This is a genomic window from Pseudomonas sp. A-RE-22 (assembly GCF_019956035.1).
GTDB lineage: Bacteria > Pseudomonadota > Gammaproteobacteria > Pseudomonadales > Pseudomonadaceae > Aquipseudomonas > Aquipseudomonas brassicacearum.
This window is the reverse complement of the sequence record NZ_JAHBCZ010000038.1, coordinates 33,433-51,816: the sequence shown is the minus strand read 5'-3', so window position 1 is coordinate 51,816 and position 18,384 is coordinate 33,433. Positions and strand designations below refer to the sequence as shown.

Annotated in this window: 20 protein-coding genes and 1 tRNA gene; 9 read left to right on the top strand and 12 right to left on the bottom strand. The window is 58.4% G+C overall.

Going from position 1 to position 18,384, the window contains the following annotated elements:
• Window positions 1-543: 543 nt before the first annotated feature.
• The 3 genes from KGA89_RS19295 to KGA89_RS19285 all read right to left on the bottom strand — a co-directional run bounded on the left by KGA89_RS19295 (window position 544) and on the right by KGA89_RS19285 (window position 3,301).
• On the bottom strand, window positions 544-1,251 hold the full coding sequence (locus KGA89_RS19295; protein ID WP_013693669.1) for a cupin domain-containing protein: 708 nt from the start codon (window positions 1,249-1,251) through the stop codon (window positions 544-546).
• Between the two features lie 41 nt (window positions 1,252-1,292).
• On the bottom strand, window positions 1,293-2,150 hold the full coding sequence (locus tag KGA89_RS19290; protein ID WP_223472293.1) for a GNAT family N-acetyltransferase: 858 nt from the start codon (window positions 2,148-2,150) through the stop codon (window positions 1,293-1,295).
• A gap of 224 nt (window positions 2,151-2,374) precedes the next feature.
• Window positions 2,375-3,301, bottom strand: coding sequence for a 2-hydroxyacid dehydrogenase (locus tag KGA89_RS19285; RefSeq protein WP_223472292.1), 927 nt, complete (start codon window positions 3,299-3,301; stop codon window positions 2,375-2,377).
• A 288-nt stretch (window positions 3,302-3,589) separates the two neighbouring features.
• Here KGA89_RS19285 and gabT point away from each other — a divergent pair, with 288 nt between their 5' ends.
• From gabT to KGA89_RS19270, 3 genes are all read left to right on the top strand, one after another.
• The gene (gene gabT, locus KGA89_RS19280) at window positions 3,590-4,882 is read left to right on the top strand and encodes a 4-aminobutyrate--2-oxoglutarate transaminase (protein ID WP_003203170.1); all 1,293 of its coding nucleotides are present in this window, start codon (window positions 3,590-3,592) and stop codon (window positions 4,880-4,882) included.
• A 90-nt stretch (window positions 4,883-4,972) separates the two neighbouring features.
• Window positions 4,973-5,629, top strand: a complete 657-nt coding sequence (locus KGA89_RS19275) for a hypothetical protein (protein ID WP_003203169.1) — start codon at window positions 4,973-4,975, stop codon at window positions 5,627-5,629.
• Window positions 5,630-5,674: 45 nt separating this feature from the next.
• Window positions 5,675-6,163 carry an Lrp/AsnC family transcriptional regulator gene (locus tag KGA89_RS19270; RefSeq protein WP_003203167.1) on the top strand — a complete coding sequence of 163 codons (489 nt, stop codon included), beginning with the start codon at window positions 5,675-5,677 and terminating at the stop codon, window positions 6,161-6,163.
• Between the two features lie 128 nt (window positions 6,164-6,291).
• Here KGA89_RS19270 and KGA89_RS19265 read toward each other — a convergent pair whose 3' ends face one another.
• The 4 genes from KGA89_RS19265 to KGA89_RS19250 form a co-directional block, all read right to left on the bottom strand.
• Complete coding sequence (locus tag KGA89_RS19265) at window positions 6,292-7,245, bottom strand: alpha/beta fold hydrolase (RefSeq protein ID WP_003203164.1); 954 nt, start codon at window positions 7,243-7,245, stop codon at window positions 6,292-6,294.
• Between the two features lie 213 nt (window positions 7,246-7,458).
• Entirely contained in the window at window positions 7,459-8,106 is a 648-nt protein-coding gene (locus KGA89_RS19260) for a VOC family protein (protein ID WP_223472291.1), read from the bottom strand.
• Window positions 8,107-8,145: 39 nt separating this feature from the next.
• Window positions 8,146-8,298 carry a hypothetical protein gene (locus KGA89_RS19255; RefSeq protein ID WP_003203160.1) on the bottom strand — a complete coding sequence of 51 codons (153 nt, stop codon included), beginning with the start codon at window positions 8,296-8,298 and terminating at the stop codon, window positions 8,146-8,148.
• A 161-nt stretch (window positions 8,299-8,459) separates the two neighbouring features.
• Window positions 8,460-9,260 carry a hypothetical protein gene (locus KGA89_RS19250; protein ID WP_114731367.1) on the bottom strand — a complete coding sequence of 267 codons (801 nt, stop codon included), beginning with the start codon at window positions 9,258-9,260 and terminating at the stop codon, window positions 8,460-8,462.
• Between the two features lie 217 nt (window positions 9,261-9,477).
• Between KGA89_RS19250 and KGA89_RS19245 the strand changes: the two genes are divergently transcribed.
• Both KGA89_RS19245 and KGA89_RS19240 read left to right on the top strand, forming a co-directional pair.
• On the top strand, window positions 9,478-10,227 hold the full coding sequence (locus KGA89_RS19245) for a substrate-binding periplasmic protein (protein WP_003203157.1): 750 nt from the start codon (window positions 9,478-9,480) through the stop codon (window positions 10,225-10,227).
• A gap of 121 nt (window positions 10,228-10,348) precedes the next feature.
• On the top strand, window positions 10,349-10,753 hold the full coding sequence (locus tag KGA89_RS19240; protein WP_223472290.1) for an acyl-CoA thioesterase: 405 nt from the start codon (window positions 10,349-10,351) through the stop codon (window positions 10,751-10,753).
• Window positions 10,754-10,839: 86 nt separating this feature from the next.
• Here the strand turns inward: KGA89_RS19240 and KGA89_RS19235 are convergent, their stop codons facing one another.
• Window positions 10,840-11,406 carry an RNA 2'-phosphotransferase gene (locus tag KGA89_RS19235; protein ID WP_003203156.1) on the bottom strand — a complete coding sequence of 189 codons (567 nt, stop codon included), beginning with the start codon at window positions 11,404-11,406 and terminating at the stop codon, window positions 10,840-10,842.
• 150 nt (window positions 11,407-11,556) lie between these two features.
• Here KGA89_RS19235 and KGA89_RS19230 point away from each other — a divergent pair.
• Window positions 11,557-11,668: transfer RNA gene (locus KGA89_RS19230), tRNA-OTHER, on the top strand.
• A 47-nt stretch (window positions 11,669-11,715) separates the two neighbouring features.
• Window positions 11,716-12,780, top strand: coding sequence for a hypothetical protein (locus KGA89_RS19225; protein ID WP_223472289.1), 1,065 nt, complete (start codon window positions 11,716-11,718; stop codon window positions 12,778-12,780).
• Between the two features lie 167 nt (window positions 12,781-12,947).
• Here the strand turns inward: KGA89_RS19225 and KGA89_RS19220 are convergent, their stop codons facing one another.
• The 3 genes from KGA89_RS19220 to KGA89_RS19210 all read right to left on the bottom strand — a co-directional run bounded on the left by KGA89_RS19220 (window position 12,948) and on the right by KGA89_RS19210 (window position 16,043).
• Entirely contained in the window at window positions 12,948-13,199 is a 252-nt protein-coding gene (locus KGA89_RS19220; protein ID WP_223472288.1) for a hypothetical protein, read from the bottom strand.
• A 135-nt stretch (window positions 13,200-13,334) separates the two neighbouring features.
• The gene (locus KGA89_RS19215) at window positions 13,335-15,503 is read right to left on the bottom strand and encodes a TonB-dependent siderophore receptor (RefSeq protein WP_223472287.1); all 2,169 of its coding nucleotides are present in this window, start codon (window positions 15,501-15,503) and stop codon (window positions 13,335-13,337) included.
• Between the two features lie 165 nt (window positions 15,504-15,668).
• Window positions 15,669-16,043, bottom strand: a complete 375-nt coding sequence (locus tag KGA89_RS19210) for a tautomerase family protein (RefSeq protein WP_223472286.1) — start codon at window positions 16,041-16,043, stop codon at window positions 15,669-15,671.
• A 107-nt stretch (window positions 16,044-16,150) separates the two neighbouring features.
• Between KGA89_RS19210 and KGA89_RS19205 the strand changes: the two genes are divergently transcribed.
• Window positions 16,151-17,038: a LysR substrate-binding domain-containing protein gene (locus tag KGA89_RS19205; RefSeq protein ID WP_028237310.1), complete on the top strand. Its 888-nt coding sequence runs from the start codon at window positions 16,151-16,153 to the stop codon at window positions 17,036-17,038.
• Window positions 17,039-17,223: 185 nt separating this feature from the next.
• A complete protein-coding gene (locus tag KGA89_RS19200; protein ID WP_013693659.1) occupies window positions 17,224-17,568 on the top strand; it encodes a cupin domain-containing protein in 345 nt (114 codons plus the stop codon).
• An 85-nt stretch (window positions 17,569-17,653) separates the two neighbouring features.
• Here the strand turns inward: KGA89_RS19200 and KGA89_RS19195 are convergent, their stop codons facing one another.
• On the bottom strand, window positions 17,654-18,298 hold the full coding sequence (locus tag KGA89_RS19195; protein ID WP_013693658.1) for an FMN-dependent NADH-azoreductase: 645 nt from the start codon (window positions 18,296-18,298) through the stop codon (window positions 17,654-17,656).
• Window positions 18,299-18,384 lie beyond the last annotated feature (86 nt).

Genomic DNA, 18,384 nt, shown 5'->3' with positions numbered 1-18,384 from the left:
AAGGGCCGCATCGCCTGAATTGTGATTATGGGAATCCCCTTCAGACTTGCATAGCCCAGAGCTGTGGGAGCCTCGCTGTCCCTGGAAAAGATGGCTAAATAAATCATCCAAGACAGTTGCTCCCACATTGGGTTCTCGGTTGGCCGCAGATTTCACCTCCGCCCGCAACCCGTTGTGGGAGCAAAGCTTGCTCGCGATAGCGGTGGATCAGCTAGTGGTGATGTTGGCTGTGCCGCCGCCATCGCGAGCAAGCTCGCTCCCACATTGGGTTCTCGGTTGGCCGCAGATTTCACCTCCACCCGCAACCCGTTGTGGGAGCAAAGCTTGCTCGCGATAGCGGTGGATCAGCTAGTGGTGATGTTGGCTGTGCCGCCGCCATCGCGAGCAAGCCCGCTCCCACATTGGGTTCTCGGTTGGCCGCAGATTTCACATCCACCCGCAACCCGTTGTGGGAGCAAAGCTTGCTCGCGATAGCGGTGGATCAGCTAGTGGTGATGTTGGCTGTGCCGCCGCCATCGCGAGCAAGTGCTGCCATACACCGGATTACTTGACGACGTACACCTTGCGCACATAGACGCTGCTTTTCCAGGCACACGGTGCATTCAGCGGGACGAAAACGGTGTCGCCGGTGTTGACCGTCAAGTCGCTGCCATCGGCCGCCTGCAAGGTGACGCTGCCTTCGAGCAGGTGCATCAGCTCATGCAGTTTGTGCGGTCGTGACTTGCGGGTGTAGGGCGTCGAGTCCCAGATACCGATGCGCAGGTTGCTCGCTTCTTCGACAAACAGATTGTGCGAGCGACATTGCGGCGGCGGGCTGAGCAGGATCTCGTCATCCGGGGCAGCAGAAGGCGAGAGCAGGGTGTGGGCGGGGAGTGCCGTCAGCCCGGGAAGGTGCGCTTCGATGCGTTGGGTCTCGGCACAGAAGGCCCAGAGCGAGCCGGGCTGCGCCTCGACCTCAAGTGCCGTGCCCCGACCGATCACCGCGCTTTCACCCGGCTTGAGCTGCAGCGTCTGCCCCTGGCTGCGCAGCGTCACTGCGCCGGCGTGCACCACGAGCGTCTCACTGAAGGGGTATTCATCGACGCTGAACAGCCCGTTCGCCCGGACCACGCCGGCAGCCATGCCATCCGCCCCGGCATAGGCGATGAGTCGGTCGAACGGATCGTTGGCGCCCAGCGAGCCCGGGGTGAACGGGGTTGAGGCAAGACTGCCATCGGCGTGTGCCAACAGCACTGCAGTGGGTTCGAGCATGAAGATGATTCTCCAGGGAAGCGTTGAGGGGAGTGTGGGTTTCAGCCAATGGCCTGGGTCACCGGCGCAAATTGTCGAACCGCACCGCTCGCCTGCGGGGGCGTGCCCCGTGCCATTTGGGCGACGGTGTCGACCTGCTTGAGCCCGGCCTCTTCCAGCCAAGGGGCCAGGCCGCTGCTTGAAGGGATGTCGATGCGAACGAATGCGTCCGGCACCTGAGCCAGCAGCACGGCGATCAAGTGTTGGGCCTGTTCCAGGTTCTGGGCGATGACCGGGCCAATGCAGCGGCCACGGCCGAAGGGGCGCAGCAGGGCGAAGGCGCACAAGTGACCGTCGCGCTCGATACCCGCTGAATGTTCAACGACCTCGAACAGGTCATTGAGCACAACGCTCCGCTCCAGCCCGCTCCCGGCATTGGCCAGTTTGATCAGCTCGGCGTGATCGGCTGCGCTCAGCTCGCGGCAGCGCTCGCCGGCGGCCAGTTCCAGTGGGGCCGGAACCAGCGCTTGCCCTTGGTGCTGCTGGATATGCCCAAAATCAACGAACCCCTGACTGGCATACAGCGGGGCACCGGCCAGGGTCGCGTTGAGGATGGCGGTTCGCGAGCCGCAAGCTTCGATTGCCAGTTCCATCAGCTTGCGACCGATTCCCTGGCCCTGGTACTCATCGTCGACAATCACCAGGCCGATGGTGGCGTAGTCCCCCTGGGCGCAGGTGAACGCCGTTCCGATCAAACGACCCAGGTCTTCCACGACAAACCCCTGGGCGACGCGTTGCAACATCGCCCAGTCTTCCAGGCGATGGGGCCATTTCAACTGCACGGACAAGGCATGGGCCGCAGGCACGTCGGTGGCGGTCATGGCGCGATAGAAATAAGTAGGGCGTTGCGAAATGGACATGGCTGATCACCATAAAATAAGGGACGAAATCGGATGGATATGTGCGCTGAAAGTCTTTGTATCTCACCTGCCACCGGGCCTGACAAGGGCGGCACATCGATTCGGTATCTTGCGTAAGCAACGGCCCTGCCGGCCACATTTCTTGCTCAAATCAGACGCTTGGCCAGCAGTAAATACCGGGTCGTTTTTTCGCTGTTCAGATCGAAACCAGAGGCCGTCAGGGCTCAATAGCTGCGCTCACGATCAACCAGGCCCAGCATCGATTCACCCCGTTGATGCCGGCGGATGTTCTCCAGCAACACGCCAAAGGCACTTTCAGGCTGAGTCATCGCCGCGATGTGCGGGGTCAACAGTATGTGGGGATGGTGCCAGAAGGGATGGTCCGCTGGCGCCGGCTCCTGCTCGAGGACATCCAGCACCGCGGCGCTGAGTTGGCCGTCGGCAAGGGCTTCAAGCAGGTCCTCTTCCACCAGGTGCCCACCTCGGCCCATGTTGACCAACGCTGCGCCCTTGGGCAGGTGTTGGAACAGCTGGCGGTTGAGGATCCCTCGGGTCTGTTCGGTCAACGGCAGGACGCACAGCACAATCTCGCATTGACCGAGAAAGGCCGGCAGTTGCTCCTCACCAGCAAAGCACGCCACCCCCTCGATGTGATGCTCGCTGCGGGCCCACCCGGACAAGGCAAAACCAAAGGTCTTCAAGGTGGCAAGTATCTGCCGTGCCTGCAAACCCAGGCCCATGACGCCCACCCGGCGTTGCCCGGCCGGCACCAGCCGGTGTGCTCGCCAGCACCGTTCGGCCTGTTGCTGGCGATAGCGCAACATGTCCCGGTGCAGGCTGAGCACGGCGAAACTGGCGTACTCGCACATGCCTTGGCTAATGCCGGGGTCGAGCAAGCGCACCACCGGCAGCGTCGTCGGCAAGCGGCTTAGGTCGAGTTGATCCACGCCGGCTGACAAGGCGAATAGCACTCGCAGATTCGGCAACAGCGTTTCGATGTCGTCCGGTGCCTGCCAGGCCGCCAGGTACTGGATATCCCGCAGGTCGCCGATGTCTGGCCAGGCACGCCATTCGATGTCCGGCGCGTGTTCGGCGAACAGGCGCCGCCAGTGTTCGCCGCGTACCGGGTCAGCTTTATAGAGCAGGGCCATGGGTCACTTCTCGCCTGAAATCAAGGAGCCCCTAGCATGCCTCAATGCAAGAGCAGGATCTGTCGAAAGGGCCGGTGTAGCAGCATCACGCTGCGTTGCAAGGTGCCTCTTGCGGCAGATTCCATGGGGCTGGAATGCCTCTGGAGGATTCTGCTGTTTGCCGGGGTGTAAACAGTCGATCCGAATTTCTCAACGACCAAGTTCGGCTTAGACAATCGCGTCGAACGCTTAACCTGTGAACACACCGCAGCCGCTTCCTGGGTGCGAGGCTCACGATGGGAAATGCCAATGAACAGTAAAGTCGAAGAAACCCCAAGTTTGCTCCGTCAGCGTGATCAATTCGTGCCACGTGGCCTGGTCACCGCGCACCCGTTGGTGATCGATCGGGCCCAGGGCTCGGAATTATGGGACGTGGACGGCAAGCGCTACCTGGACTTCGTCGGCGGCATCGGTGTGTTGAACATCGGCCACAATCACCCCAAGGTCGTCGCGGCCGTGCAGGCCCAGCTGCAGAAGATCTCCCATGCCTGCTTCCAGGTCGTGGCCTACAAGCCTTACCTGGACCTGGCCCAGCGCCTGTGCGAAATGATCGGCGGCCAGCATGCCTATAAAGCCGCATTTTTCACCTCGGGTGCCGAAGCGGTGGAAAACGCGGTGAAGATCGCCCGGGCCCACACCAACCGCTCGGCCGTGATTGCCTTTCGCGGCGGGTTCCATGGCCGGACCTTGCTCGGCACTACGCTGACCGGCATGAGCCAGCCGTATAAACAGAACTTCGGTCCGTTCGCCCCGGAGGTCTTCCACACGCCGTATCCGAATGCCTATCGCGGCGTCACCAGCGCGATGGCGCTCCAGGCACTGGACGAGCTGCTGGCCACTCAAGTGGCACCTGAACGGGTCGCAGCGATCATCATCGAGCCGGTGCAGGGCGATGGCGGTTTCCTGTCGGCCCCCGTCGAGTTTTTGCAGGGCCTGCGCGCATTGACGCAAAAGCATGGCATTGTGTTGATTCTCGATGAAATCCAGACCGGTTTCGGTCGCACCGGTAAATGGTTCGGCTTCCAGCACGCCGGCATCCAGCCGGACCTGGTCACGGTCGCCAAGAGCCTCGCCGGTGGCTTGCCGCTGTCGGGCGTGGTTGGCAAGGCCGAGATCATGGACGCTCCACTGCCGGGTGGCCTGGGCGGTACTTACGGCGGTAATGCGCTGTCGTGCGCGGCGGCGCTGGCGGTGATCGAGGCGTACGAGCAGGAACAGCTGCTGGCCCGTGGTGAAGTCCTGGGTGAGCGCTTGCGCCAGGGCCTGTTGCATCTGCAAACCCGTTACCCGCAGATCGGCGACGTGCGCGGCAGCGGCTTCATGCTGGCGATCGAACTGATCAAGCATGACGACGCGCGCACCCCGGACGCCGACCTGAACCAACGCCTGATCGACGAAGCCCGGGCCGGTGGTTTGCTGGTGATCAAGTGCGGGGTGTACCGCAACGTCTTGCGCTTCCTGGCGCCGCTGGTGACCAGCGAGGCGCAGATCGACGAAGCGTTGCAGATTCTCGACGGCGCCTTGGCACGCGTCCTGGGCTGACGCCCGCGTTCATGACGTTTGCCTGGGCGAGCGTCAGTGGCGGTTGTTAATGGAGCGTTGATCGATGGGACATCATCGGAGGCTTTACAGATGAGGCTGACTGAATATCGGGCGTTGTTGATCGACTGCGATGAGGTCCTGGTGGATCGGGACTCCGGCGTCTGGACGGCGTTGCAACCGTTGCTGGAAAACCATGGCGAGCCGTTGGACAAAGCACAGGTGCTCGCCGATTTTGACGAGGTGCTGCAAGCCTTGTACCCGCGTTTCGGCGAATTGGGCTTCAGCGGCTTGCTGTGTTTCGCCCACCGTCAATTGGCCGAGCGCTGGAAGCTCAAGGTCAGTTGGGAGGAGGGCATGAGCTTCGCCCGCTCGGCTGCCGGTTGGACGCTGTTCGAGGATGCGCCGGGTGCGATGCTCTACCTGCGCAAGTTCTATCGGTTGTTGGTGCAGGGGGATCGCGATGCCGAGGACCGGGGCGTGTTGTGCGAGCGCCTGGGCATCGAGCCTGATGATTTTATTTCGCTGGCGAGCGACCCGTTGCAGGATCACGATTGGTTGGCGGCCAATGGCCTGAGCGCCGAGACGATTCTCCAGGTGACCCGTCCCGGCGCCCACCCACGGTCGGTTGGGGCTGTCTGCCTGATCTGCCGCAACGCCGATATGTCTCCCGCGCCCTGTGCGGCGGACTACTGCATCAACAGCATGGCTGATCTGGTCGCTCAGCATCAGCTGTCCTTACGACGCTGATTTTGTTAGAAGATTGTCTTACAAACGGCAGGCAAGAGGTATGCGATGGAAGGTTTAGCGAAACTGGACCGGATCGACATCAGCATTTTGGTAGAGCTTCAAAAAGATGGCCGCATGACCAACGTCAGCCTGGCCGATGCCGTGGGCTTGTCCGCCAGCCCGTGCCTGCAGCGGGTCAAACGACTGGAGTCGTTGGGGTACATTTCCAGCTACAAGGCCCATCTGAACCTGGCCAAGATTACCGATTCGGTAACGGTCTTCACCGAAGTCACCCTGAGCGACCACAAGCGTGAGGACTTCGCCAAGTTCGAATCCAACATCCGCCTGGTGGATGAAGTACTCGAATGCCACCTCATCAGCGGCGGCTACGACTACCTGGTGCGCTTCATGACCCGCAGCATCCAGGACTACCAGGACGTGATGGAAAGCCTGCTGGACAAGAACATCGGCATCTCCAAGTACTTCAGCTACATCGTCATCAAGTCACCGGTGCGCAAGGATGAGATTCCATTGCGTAAGTTGTTGCGGCATTGAACCCGAGATCCATCCTGGAGCAACTGTGGGAGCGAGCTTGCTCGCGAAGGCGTAGGCAGATTCAGCATTGAGGCAAGCTGATCTACCGCCATCGCGAGCAAGCTCGCTCCCACAAGGGATCTGGGCTTTTATTCCTTGAGGAAGGTCAGCAGATCCTGGTTCAGACGATCCTTGTGCGTCTCGGTCAGGCCGTGCGGCGCGCCAGGGTAGACGATCAGTCGAGCGCCCTTGATCAGCGCCGCCGAGGCCCGGCCTGAAGCGTCGATAGGCACGATCTGGTCGTCATCGCCATGAATCACCAGCGTCGGCACATCGAACTTCTTCAGATCGCCGCGGAAGTCGGTAGCCGAGAATGCCGCGATCGAGTCATAGGTATTCTTGCTGCCACCCTGCATGCCTTGCACCCAGAACGACTGGATCAGCCCTTGGGATGGCTTGGCGCCCTTGCGGTTGTAGCCGTAGAACGGGCCCGAGGCGATGTCCAGGTACAGCTGCGAGCGGTTCTCCAGGGACGCCTTGCGCAGGCCATCGAACACCTCGATAGGCAAGCCACCAGGGTTGGTGTCTGTCTTGAGCATCAACGGCGGGACAGAGGACACCAGCACGGCTTTCTTCACTCGAGCGGTGCCGTGACGGCCGATGTAGCGAGCCACTTCACCGCCCCCTGTCGAGAAGCCCACCAGGGTGACGTCCTTCAGGTCCAGCGCTTCAATCACCGCCGCCAGGTCATCGGCGTAGTGATCCATGTCGTTGCCTTCCCAAGGCTGGCTGGAGCGACCGTGACCGCGACGATCGTGAGCCACCACGCGATAACCCTTCGAGGCGAGGAACATCATCTGGCCTTCCCAGCTGTCGGAGTCCAGTGGCCAGCCGTGGCTGAAGGTCACGACCTGACCATCGCGCGGGCCCCAGTCCTTGTAATACAGCTGGACGCCATCCTTGGTGGTGATGTAGCTGGCGGACTGGACCACGCTGCCGACAGCAGACGCACTGGCAGCGGCCTGGACAGGCGACGCGGCCTCGGCGCTGAGGGTGGCCAATGCCAGGGTGGCGACAGCGAGGGTGCGGTTGAATGTGTTCATCGTTTCTCTCTCCATAAGGTCGGTTTGATCTGCGGCGATCGTCGTCGATCGCGTTGGTGGGCAGATTAGAGAGAGAGGCCGTGGACGAGAACGGCGCCGGTATCGATAGCAACTATTGGAAAATTCCAATAGCTGCGTTTCGCTTCGGTTGCGAGGTGAATCTTCGTGGCGAGGGAGCTTGCTCCCGCTGGGTGGCGAAGCCGCCCCAAACGGTCACACGTGTAAAAGCGGCAATGTCTTCAGGCCATTTGGCGTTTGAATATGCGCAACCAGGTAGGGTGCCGAAGGCGCTTGCAGTGCATGAAGATGGACCGGGCCAGAAAAGTTCATGGCCGTCAGGATCGCTTTGATTTTTTCCGGATTCGTATGAAAGACATCCAGTGCCAATAGCGTGCAGCCCTTGTCCTGGAGCATGTCCGCCGGATGAGGCCCAGACGCCCATTGAATGAGGGTGGGGACTGATCCGGCCATAGGGAGGCTTCCATCAGTCGGTATGGTTATTTGCCAATTCAATGTCCCTCTCGTCATGGGTTCGACATCCCCGACAAGGTCAGGGCAGGCATCACGAGCCGCATGGATATCATCGGTACGTGCCACCCAGGTCGCCAGGCGTGCCGGGAAATGGGGGGCCAATTGATCAAGGCCGAACCAGCGTGCCCGGTCCGGACGTATGGCGGACGGGTCCACGGCAATCACTTCGAGGTAGAGCCCGGGGCCAAGGTGCAGCAGCCTGTTATGGGTGCCCATGCGTGAATGGACGCCGCCAGGTTGAAGGGCGACGCCCAATGCGTCAGTCACGAACGCGCAGCCGGTATCGAGGTCCGTTGCCACGATGACGAGGTGATCGATGGTGGTTTTCATGTGTTCATCCATCCGTGGGTTGGGAAGTATCTGTCGCCATCAACCAAAAGAAGGCATCGGCCCCAGCGAGTGCAAGATCCACATGACCGCCGCCACCGCTGCCAGCACTGCGACCACAATACCGATCAGCACCCATTTCAGGATTTTCTGCCCTTTCGACGGCTGGGACCTTGGCGCGTGTGCCTCTACCATGTACTGAATTTCCCCGGCGCATCGCGGGCAAGCAGCAGTGTCGTAAGGGAGGAGGAACCCGCATTGATCACAGTTTGTCATGTCGTCACTTCGAGGCTCAAAGGAGGGGTAGCCCTTTATGGGCTTGTTAAAACGGACCGAAAGCGCGTGGCGTCAGTTGCTTAATATTTGTAGACGATGCCCAGCCTGCCCATGATCTCCAGGGCGTTGATCAGGCCCAGACCGTTCATGGGCAGGCAGGCGAAGGCCTGGTATTCATCGAAGTGCGTGCCGATGGCCAACAACTTCAAGTCATGGGCCTCCAGCTGGGCGTTGAAATACTGCAGGAGCGCACGTTCCCAATCGTTGGCGCGGTTGACTGCATCGATGGCTTTACGCTCAGGTGCAGGGATTTCAATGCCCAGTTGCCGCAGCGGGGCGAGGGCATTGACGGCATCGACCCCGTAGGACGACCACTCCTTCCATTCGAACCCCGCCAACTGATTGGCCTCGGTGAGCGCTGACTCAACCTGCTTCCAAGCCCAATCCCACTGCCCGGTAGGCGCCGGGATGTCCTGAATGAGCGCCTGCGCGCGCGCCTCGTCGAACAGGCAATCAAACAGATCGGCCAGGGTCTCGGCCAAATCGGGCTGCGGCCCTTGCTCCTGGGTGTCCAGGTCGTGGCTCAAGCGCTGCCACAGGCTACCGAGCTCGGCCCAGTCCTCGTCGTCCATGTCGTCATCGATCACCTGTGCCTTATGGCCGCGCGAGTAGTTATCCAGCCGCGTCTTGCGCACGCGTACGCTGCCCTCGGCGAGATCGACCTCATAACTGCGGTAATCCAGGTAGTTGGTCTGGAAAACGATGCGGTCAGCAAACACGTCATGGACGAGGCTTTCCTCAGCGTCGAAATACGCCGCGCCTTCGACGTTGCCATGGGCGGTGATGATGCGTTGAAACGACAGTGGGTCGATTGGATTCATGTGGGCGGGGTCACAGGGAGAAGGGCGAAAGGGGAGCGCCGCGTACGCTGGCCGATATCCGGATCGCGCTGATCGTACACCAAGGCCTGGGGGTTGCTAAGGGGCGGAATGTGGACTGCGTCAACTGTTGGGCGTGTGTTTGGGTCTATGCTTACCTTGCCCCCTTGAATCAGGCTTCATCCATGTACAAACACCGAACAATCCGGCGGGAGAACACGTGAGACATTCGACACCGGCTGCAGCGCTGCTCTGCCTGTTGCTCGGCACGGTTGATGCCGGGGCCGAGGAGTATCAAGTCATCACCGAAGAGTGGGCACCGTACAACTATCAGGAAAACAATCAGCTCACCGGCATGACCACCGAGATCGTCCGGGCCATCATGGCGCTCACCGGGAATGACTTCGAGGTGCTGTTGCAGCCGAGTATGCGAGCCACCCAGGTACTGAAGACGCGACCCAAGACCATCATGTACTCACTGTTCCGCACACCGGAGCGCGAGCCATTGTACAAATGGGTCGGACCGATCGTGGAAGAGTCCATCCATCCCTATCAACTGGCCAGTACGCCGCCGGTGAACTCCCTGGAACAACTGCTGCGTGCCCCGCAGATCACCACCCGCCACGCCGGCCTGGTGCCGCAGATGTTGCAGTCGCTGGGCTTCAACAATCTGGATAAAAGCGCCACCGAGAGCAAGCTGCTTTACCGCATGCTGCTTGCCGGACGCACCAACATCATCATCGGCGACACCGATGCGGGCGTGGCTTACTACAGCCGTCAGTTGAACATCGCGCCGGGCACGCTGCGGCGAATTCCTATCGAACTGTATCGCTCGTCGCTGTACATCGCCTTCAGCCCTGACAGTGACGATGAAGTGGTGGCGGCGTGGGCCAGTGCGTTAGAGCAGTTGCGGCGTTCCGGGGAGTTGGAGCGGATTCAGCGGCGGTATGAGGGGGCGGTTGGACAATGAACTCACGGAACCGGCGAAAGCCGGTCCCAGGTATTAATACGGCTTTCTACGCTCATTATGGTTATCATCCTTGAGTGACAAATATGTACCAAGGATCTGAAAACTAAAGGGAAATAGACCAATGCCCAAGGCGGTTTTCGTCAGTAGAACTGTTTTGTTTGGCGACTGTGATCCGGCAGGAGTGGTTTACACACCGCGATTTTCATATTTTTCAGTAGAGGCTATCTATGTGGCACTCGATGAATGGCTGGGCACGCCCGGTCTTAGAACCCTGATGGGCTTTGAGATATTGCCGCCCGTACGCGCCATGTCAATGGAGTTTCTGATGCCTTTGACGTGGGATGATGAGTTGTCTATCAAAGTCAGCGTGGCGAAGTTGGGCGTTCATTCGTTCAAGTTTTTGGTCGAAGGGTTCATTGTTAATGGGCCCTTATCTTTTGTGGCGAATGTCACTCATGTATGTGTCTCGCCGGAAACCAAAGAAGTTGTAGCCGTTCCCGCGCAACTGAGAGCGCTTCTTTCATAATCCGCTGGAAAGACGTTCGTCCGGGCATGAGAAATCGGGGTCATAGCGGGAAATCGGGGTCAGACCACGGTAAAAAACGGACCCATTCATGTGTGAGTTTTGTCCTCTACCGTCTTCAAGTGGGCCGCAGGTACCGACTCCACCAGCCAAACGCCATTGTCCGCCTGAAAGAACCGAACCCCTGCCTCTCTCATACCCTGTACATCAACAGCGAGTAGTACAGGTTGTCCATAGCGCTTGCCAACGGCCATTGCTGTTTCGGGACTTTCAGTCAGATGGACATGGTGCCGACTGCCTGGCATCAAGCCCTGCACCTCGATGGAGGCCATGAAGCGGCTGGCGGTTCCGTGATAGAGCTGGGCAGGTGGTGTTTTTTCGACGTGTTGCACCTGGACCTGCCCGGTGCTGTGACCTTGTGCGGCTCGGATGCGTTGACCATCTTCAGAGAGCGTGAAACGCTTCTTTTCGTTGGTCTCGACCACCTCGTGCAGCATCTGGTAGTCGAAGGTATGGCCATGTTGGTTGGCGTTCGAAATCAGATTATCAATGTCGGCCCAACCGTCGCGGTCCAGGACGAGCCCCATGGATTCGGGGGCATGGCGTAGTACGTAGCTGAGGAGCTTGCTGATGTCGTCACGTTGTTTCTTGTTCAAGGAAAGGTCCTTTTTCATTGGCTGATTACAGATAGTACTGTGCTTGGCGGCATGGAGGCACTCAAACGAACGTTACCCGGAGGCCGAAGCGGGCTCATTCTGAGTGATGTTGAGTTGATATCACTCAGTTGCGTTGGTACTATCCGCGGCGGAGTAGTTGAGCATCGGTAAGCTCACCCGCCCTTTACTTAAGCTTCGGCTTTACATTATCCGCGGGGGAGAAGAAGTTTTCTCCATGCCGGTTCGAATCCGGCCTACTTCACGTTAAGCAGCAATATGACGAGCACTATAATTTTACGTACGCGAGCTTTGAAGCTGTTCCGTACCAAGCTTGGCAATCCGGTGCGAAACCTGAACAGTGTCGTGATCGGTTTATGCGGGGTCGGTGCAGGAATCGCGTTGAAACCCAAGGATCTTGCTGTTAGTTGGGCTCCTGGTGATCTCATCCAGGCTGAGCGTGAGGCAAGAGGGTTTGCAATAAAGTCTTTGATGGTAACGGCCTGTGATGCCTTGGATCATTACCTTGAAGACTTAGGCGTTGGTCCGAGCCCATTGGCTGATATGACCTTACGTTCAGTGCTGAGAAAAGAGCCTCAGATTATCCAAAGGGGCCAGGCGCTCACGCCAAGCGGCATATCAATGCTCGAGACGCGACTGAATGAAGTCATCGATCGCCCATCCGAGATCAAGTCTGTCCTGCGTGATTTTTCGGAAAAGTTCTGTGGCAAACAAAAAACGCTATCGTTGAATGCTCGTTGTGGTGGGCTTTTTTCCCACGCTCAAACCTTGAACGGACCTGCCATTTCCGCCATTCCTCTAAGACCGTCCTATCACTCGGCTGTGGTCCTATTGGTTGCATGGCGCAATGTACTCGTACACGACATGGATACGGATCCGCTAGATCCCAAGGTCGTTTCGGACTTGATCGCGGATAAGGAGTATCTGGCTGCCGAGCATGCCGGTATAGACTTCGAAAAAACCCTTGAGCGATACAGTTCTAAGAGCGAGCCATCTCTTAAGGATATTTCTACACTCGTTTCCATACTCATGCGGTATCTAGCCGCAATTGATGCTCGGCTAATCGCATCCTGCGATCTTGGTAGATTTGTTCAAGAGGCCGTTTGCGAGGAGCTGAACTTGCGTGGCGCGCCAGAAGATACCCTGCGGAAGTGGGCAGGCAAGAGCTATCCTGAGCGTATTTCAAAGGCGCTTAGAATGGTCGATAACCATGGCTTCGTTTCCACAACTTTTGACAGAAAGAAAAAAAGCTATCCTGGACGCGTGATCGCGAAGCAGGACATGAGTTTTCTTGATGCTAATAATTTCAAGGAACTTTCAAGCTTGGTTTTTCCAGATATTTGTAAAGGTAACTAGATCGCGCCAAAATCGCAGAGTCGGGTCAGACCACGGCTGTCAAGTTATAGTCTGATCCGGATTTTCTGCTGAGGCATAGGTCTCTGCATGCTACAGGCCAGTTCAATTCCGGATATATAGGCAGTGACAGAATCAGGCGCCTGATGAAGCCACTCGCGGCAGACGTTCTACCGCTCTTGATAGTACTGCGCTCTACGCCTGGCCTCTTCCCGCTCCATTTTCTCATAATGCTTGCGTTCTTCCCGCTCCCTCTCTTGATGGCGCTCGCGGTGTTTCCTGTCTGCGGCTCGATCCATTTCCCGCTGCTGCTCCCAGTGGCGCCTGTTTGCCTCTCGATAGTCCTGGTTCCGATCACCGGCAAATGCACCCGCTGAGGTGAAGCCAATCCAGGTGAGTGCAAAAATGGCAGCCATTTTCATGTACTTGTCTCTCTAGCGCAGATGTGTGCGGGAGGTGAAATTTGCGGCTTCCGGTAGACCATGAGGATGGTCGCAAGTGCATTGCTATGGGTTGAAAAGGGGACGCTCCAAGTTACGTCCCCTTTTTTCTGCTTTCTAGAAGCTGTACTTGGCGGTCAGCATCATATTGCGAGGGTTGCCGTAGGAGTCACCGCCATAGCTCACGGAGTTGGCGATGGTCGAGTAGTACCTGCGGTCGAAGATGTTGTTGGCGTTGACCTGCAAGTCCAGGTTCTGGCTGACCCGGTAGCCGGCCATCAGGTCGGTGATCGCGTAGCTGCCCTGTTCGAGGCGGTATTTGCTGCCATCAGCCAGCAGGATGTCGTTGTACATGCGGCTCTGCCAGGAGACGTTGCCGCCCACGCGCAGTTTTTCCAGCGGGCCCTGGAAGTGGTAGCTGGTGGTCAGCTTGAACAGATGCTCCGGCGTGTCGGTGTCGAACTGTTTGTTTACGTTCTGCGGGTTGGCGGCGTCCTTGATAGTGTGTGTTCGTGCGTAGGTGTAGCCACCGCCGACTTGCCAGTTTTCGGTCAAGGCGCCTTGCAGTTCGAAGTCGATACCCTGGCTGCGAATCTCGCCGGAGGCTTCGTAGCAGGTTGCCTGTGGGCAGTTTGCTGTAAACAGTTGCACGGCGCGGTTTTCCTTGTCGACGCGGAACAGCGCCACGCTCGCATTCAGCGCGCCATCAAAATATTCGCCCTTGATGCCGACCTCGTAGTTCTTGCCGATGATCGGCTTGACCGGGCTACCGGAAGTATCCTTGGAGCTCTGCGGCGTGAAGATATCGCTGTAGCTGACGTAGACCGAGTGATGCTCGTCCAGGTCGTAGATCAAGCCGGCGTAACGGGTGAGGTTACGGGTGACCTTGTAGTCGCCATCGCCATCCCGGTTATCGTAGTCGTACCAGTCCAGGCGCCCGCCGAGGATCAGCTTCAACGGGTCGGCCAGGCTCAGGCGTGTGGTGAGGTAGACGCCATCCTGAGTGGTCACTTCGCGCTGGTTGTTGGTGTGGACGAAGTCCGGTTTACCCGCATTGAACGGCCAGTTGGTGTCGTACGGGCTGTAGTTGTGGGTGGTCATGTCGTAGATGCGCTTGCTGGCGCCCACCACCAGTTCATGGCTGCGTCCGAACGCCTCGAAGGGCCCGCTGGCGAATGCGTCTACTCCGGCCTGGTTTTCATCGAAGTCGGCCTGGTAGACCGTGCGGGCCAGTGTGTTGTTGACCCAGCGCGATTGGTAAGAGCCGGAGAACAACGCGTTCTGTTCGGAGTAGTTGGCGTTGACCTGAACGTTCCAGTCGTTGGCCAGGCGATGACGGACTTCGGCGAATACGGTGTTGATCTCCTGATCCTTGTTCTCCCAATCCGTCCCCGGATTGTAGGAACGTGGCAGGTCCAGATGATGGCCGTCCTGGCCGATCATCGAAGAGCCCCAGAAGTAATTGGTCTTGTCCTTCTGATGGGAAAATCCCAGGGTCAGGGTGGTGTCTTTGCTCAGGTCCGCTTCGGTGACGGCATAGAACAGGCCGTGGTCCTCCTCGACATTGTCGATGAAGCTGTTGGCGGCCTGGTTAGAGGTCACGACCCGGCCGCGCAGCGTGCCACTGTCGTTGAGCGGGCTGGAGGCATCGACCTCGCCGCGGTAGTCGTCCCAGCTGCCGGCCGCACCGGTCAGGGTGACTTTCTGCTCGGCCAATGGCCGCTTGCGGATCAGGTTGATGGCGGCCGAAGGGTTGCCTGCACCTGTCACCAGGCCGGTGGCACCGCGCACCACCTCGACTCGATCGAACATGGCCAAGTTAGGCTGGGCGCCAACGTTAACGCCGTTGTAGCCACTCGGGATGCCGTCATACATCAAGTTGTCGATTTCAAAACCGCGTGCCTTGTAGATCTGCCGACCAGGACCAGAGGAAAAGTCCAGGAACAAACCGGGCGTCGCCTTGACCACGTCGTTGATGTCGGTCATCACCTGGTCATCCATGCGCTGGCGCGTAATGACGGTGACGGCTTGTGGGGTTTCACGCATCGTCAGCGGGAGTTTGGTCGCGGTCGACATCGCGCCGGTGGTGTAGGACTCGGTGCCTTCCGTGGTACTCCCCAGTTGGCCGCTCCCGGAGACCTCGGTTGCGTCTAGTTCCAGGGTGGCGGGTGGGGTGGTGCTGTTGTCATCGGCAAAGGCTGGGGCGAGGGTGGCCATGCAAATTGCCATGGCCAGAAGATTGCGGGCAGGGGTGAAGTGACGTGGCGGGGTGGCACAAGTCGACATGGATAGATCCTTAGATGCTAATGCGTGTGAGAGTAATTCGCATTAAGTATCACAGGATTCATCTAAGCGATAAAGTTTGTTGCGGTTGGAGTAGGCGGTGCGCAGGGTGTACCGCCACCGTACAGTCATCCACGATGGCCGTCGTACCCCGCACAAACTTGAAGGCTAGTTGCCCCGGCCACCACCAAACGACCATTCATCGCTGGCCGTAGTGGTGATCACCACCATTACATCCTCCGCGTCGAGACCTGGAGCTCGCCTCAGTTTCTCGACCAGGTCGCGGTAGAAACACTGTTTCGTCTCGACGCTTCGAGGGCGGCCAGCGGTAATCGTGATCAGCACAAAGTCATGGCTACGCGGTCCACCCAGGTAGTCGGGATCAAATATCAACTCGCCCACTTCATGTTGGTGGATGACCTGGAAGCGATCGGTCTTCGGCACCTCGAAGCTATCAACCAAGGCATCGTGCAGCCCTTGGGACAATGCTTGTAGATACTCGGCCGACTTTCCCCGGTGCAGTGAAATACGTGAAAACGGCATGACAGTTACCCCTATGGCTAAAGCGACAGGGGGAAAACTATCAAGTCGCGATAGTTCCGAATATCAGATTTAATAGAGGAGATCATCCCAAATTAGTGGACTATTCAATGCGCCGTCCGACCTTCGATCTTGATGTATTGCGTACTTTCGTCACCGGCGTGGAGTTCAACAGCTTTGCCAAAGCGGCGGATCGTCTCGGTCGATCGACTTCTGCCGTGAGCGCTCAATTGAAGAAACTTGAGGAGCAGATCGGTACTCCGGTACTGGCCAGATCCGGTCGAGGGTTAGTCTTGACGCCCGCAGGTGAATCACTGCTCAGTCATGCCCGTCGGTTGCTGGAACTGAACGACGGCATTTTCCAGACCCTGCATGAAAGCCAAACCGCGGGGACAATTCGCCTCGGGCTTCAAGAAGACTTTGGGGAACATTTACTGAGCGAGATCCTTCGACGCTTCGTCCAGACTTACCCGATGGTGATTCTCGAGGTCAGGATCGCGCGTAACGCCGAACTGCTTGCGTTGGTCGAAAGTGCTGGCCTGGACTTGGCCCTGACATGGGACACAGGGCATATGTCGCCCTATGCCACGCGGCTGGGCGAAACGCAGATGCACTGGATCGGGGCTCGTGACATGCCGTCACTTACCCGCCTTGCTGACTCACCGCTGCCATTGATCATGTTCGACGCGCCTTGCGTATTGCGTAGCGCTGCCACACAGGCACTGGATGCCGCGAAAATTCCCTGGCGAATCGCCCTGACCAGCCCCAGTGTCGCGAGTATCTGGGCGGCCGTCGCCGCCGGTTTGGGCTTGACGCTGCGAACTCGCATTGGGCTGCCGAGTCATCTCGCTGTCGTTTCCGGCTTGCCGGCCGTACCAAGCCTTGGCTATGTGCTTCACAGCAGTGGAGAAGACCCGACGCCGGCCATCCGGCAACTGGCCGCGTTGATCAAAACGAGCCTGCAAGAGCACACGTTCGGTTTTGCGGTTGCGCAGTAGTGGGAGGTGTCAGATTGGGATTTTGATACATAGGTCAAAAAGCAGGGATACGTTTTTACACAGCCTGGGTCTACAACGGCCTGTCGCGAAGGCCGGCAATCGACCCTTTGTCGCCTTCCAACGGATCACACCTTTCAGGGTCTTTACTTCCAGTTAGGCCCTGTAAGTAAAGTTGGGAGCGCGCGATGAGCAACGAACAGGTGGCGCCTGAGACGAAAGGGGTGACGGTGACGTTACTGTCGACGATTGACCTGGGGCCTGAGATCGAGGGTATGGCCGGGCGCCAACTCAGGATGCGCAGGGTGACCATCGAGCCTGGAGGCGTCTTCGGGCCGATTCACAACCATGTCGACAGACCAGGCACCGTCTACATTCTGCAAGGAACGATCACTGACCATCGAAATGGCGTCGCCACGGATTACGGGCCGGGAGTGGGCTGGCCCGAGGACAGGAACACCACGCACTGGCTTGAGAACAGAGGCACGATTGCGGCGGTGGAGATCTCGGTCGATATTGTCAGGCAAGGTTAAGTTCGTTGACTTTACTTGAACTGAGCAACCAGCCAATCCTTCAAATGCCCACACGCCGGATCTTCTGCCTTCTTCTCATCGATCATCAGGTGCTGATAAAGCTGTCTGCCAGGTTCCTGGCCTGCTGAGTCGCGGCCTCACGTGCGTGCCGATCGACGTCTTCTCCCAGGATGGTTTTCTCCACAATCACCGAATGCACATCCGTGATGCCGATAAATTTCAGCCAGGCTTCCACGTAGGGTTTCTGGAAGTCGAAGCGCTCCGCCGGTGTGATCGACTGCGCCGAAAAATCCAGGCCGCGGGCGTACATCACCACGGCGAGTTTATTGTGCAGCATGCCTTCCAGACCGCGTTGCGGGTCAACGCTGAACAGGATGTCTTTCTGCGATACCAGATCGATGAAGTGCTTGAGTTTGTACGGGATGCTGAAATTCCACAGCGGTACGGACATCACGAGTACATCCGCGCGGTGCAGGTGACTTGCCAACGCTTCTAACGTGTTCCAGGCCTCTTGTTGTGCGGTAGTCAACGGCGTGCCATTGAGCCCGGCGTATTTAGCCTCCATGGCCAGATCATCGAATTCCGGCAGGGCCATGTTCCAGAGGTCGAGGGTGATGATTTCGGTGTCCGGGGTGTTTGCTTGATAACGCGCAATGAAGCTGCGCGCGACTTCAAGGGAAGCCGAGCGGTGCTTGCGTGGAGAACACTGAATGTGGAGAAGAGTCGTCATGACACACCTTGAATGAGGGGAAGGCAGGGCAGGTGGGAGCATTGCAACATAGTTGTAATTGAAATATAAATCGTAAATTAAAGCTC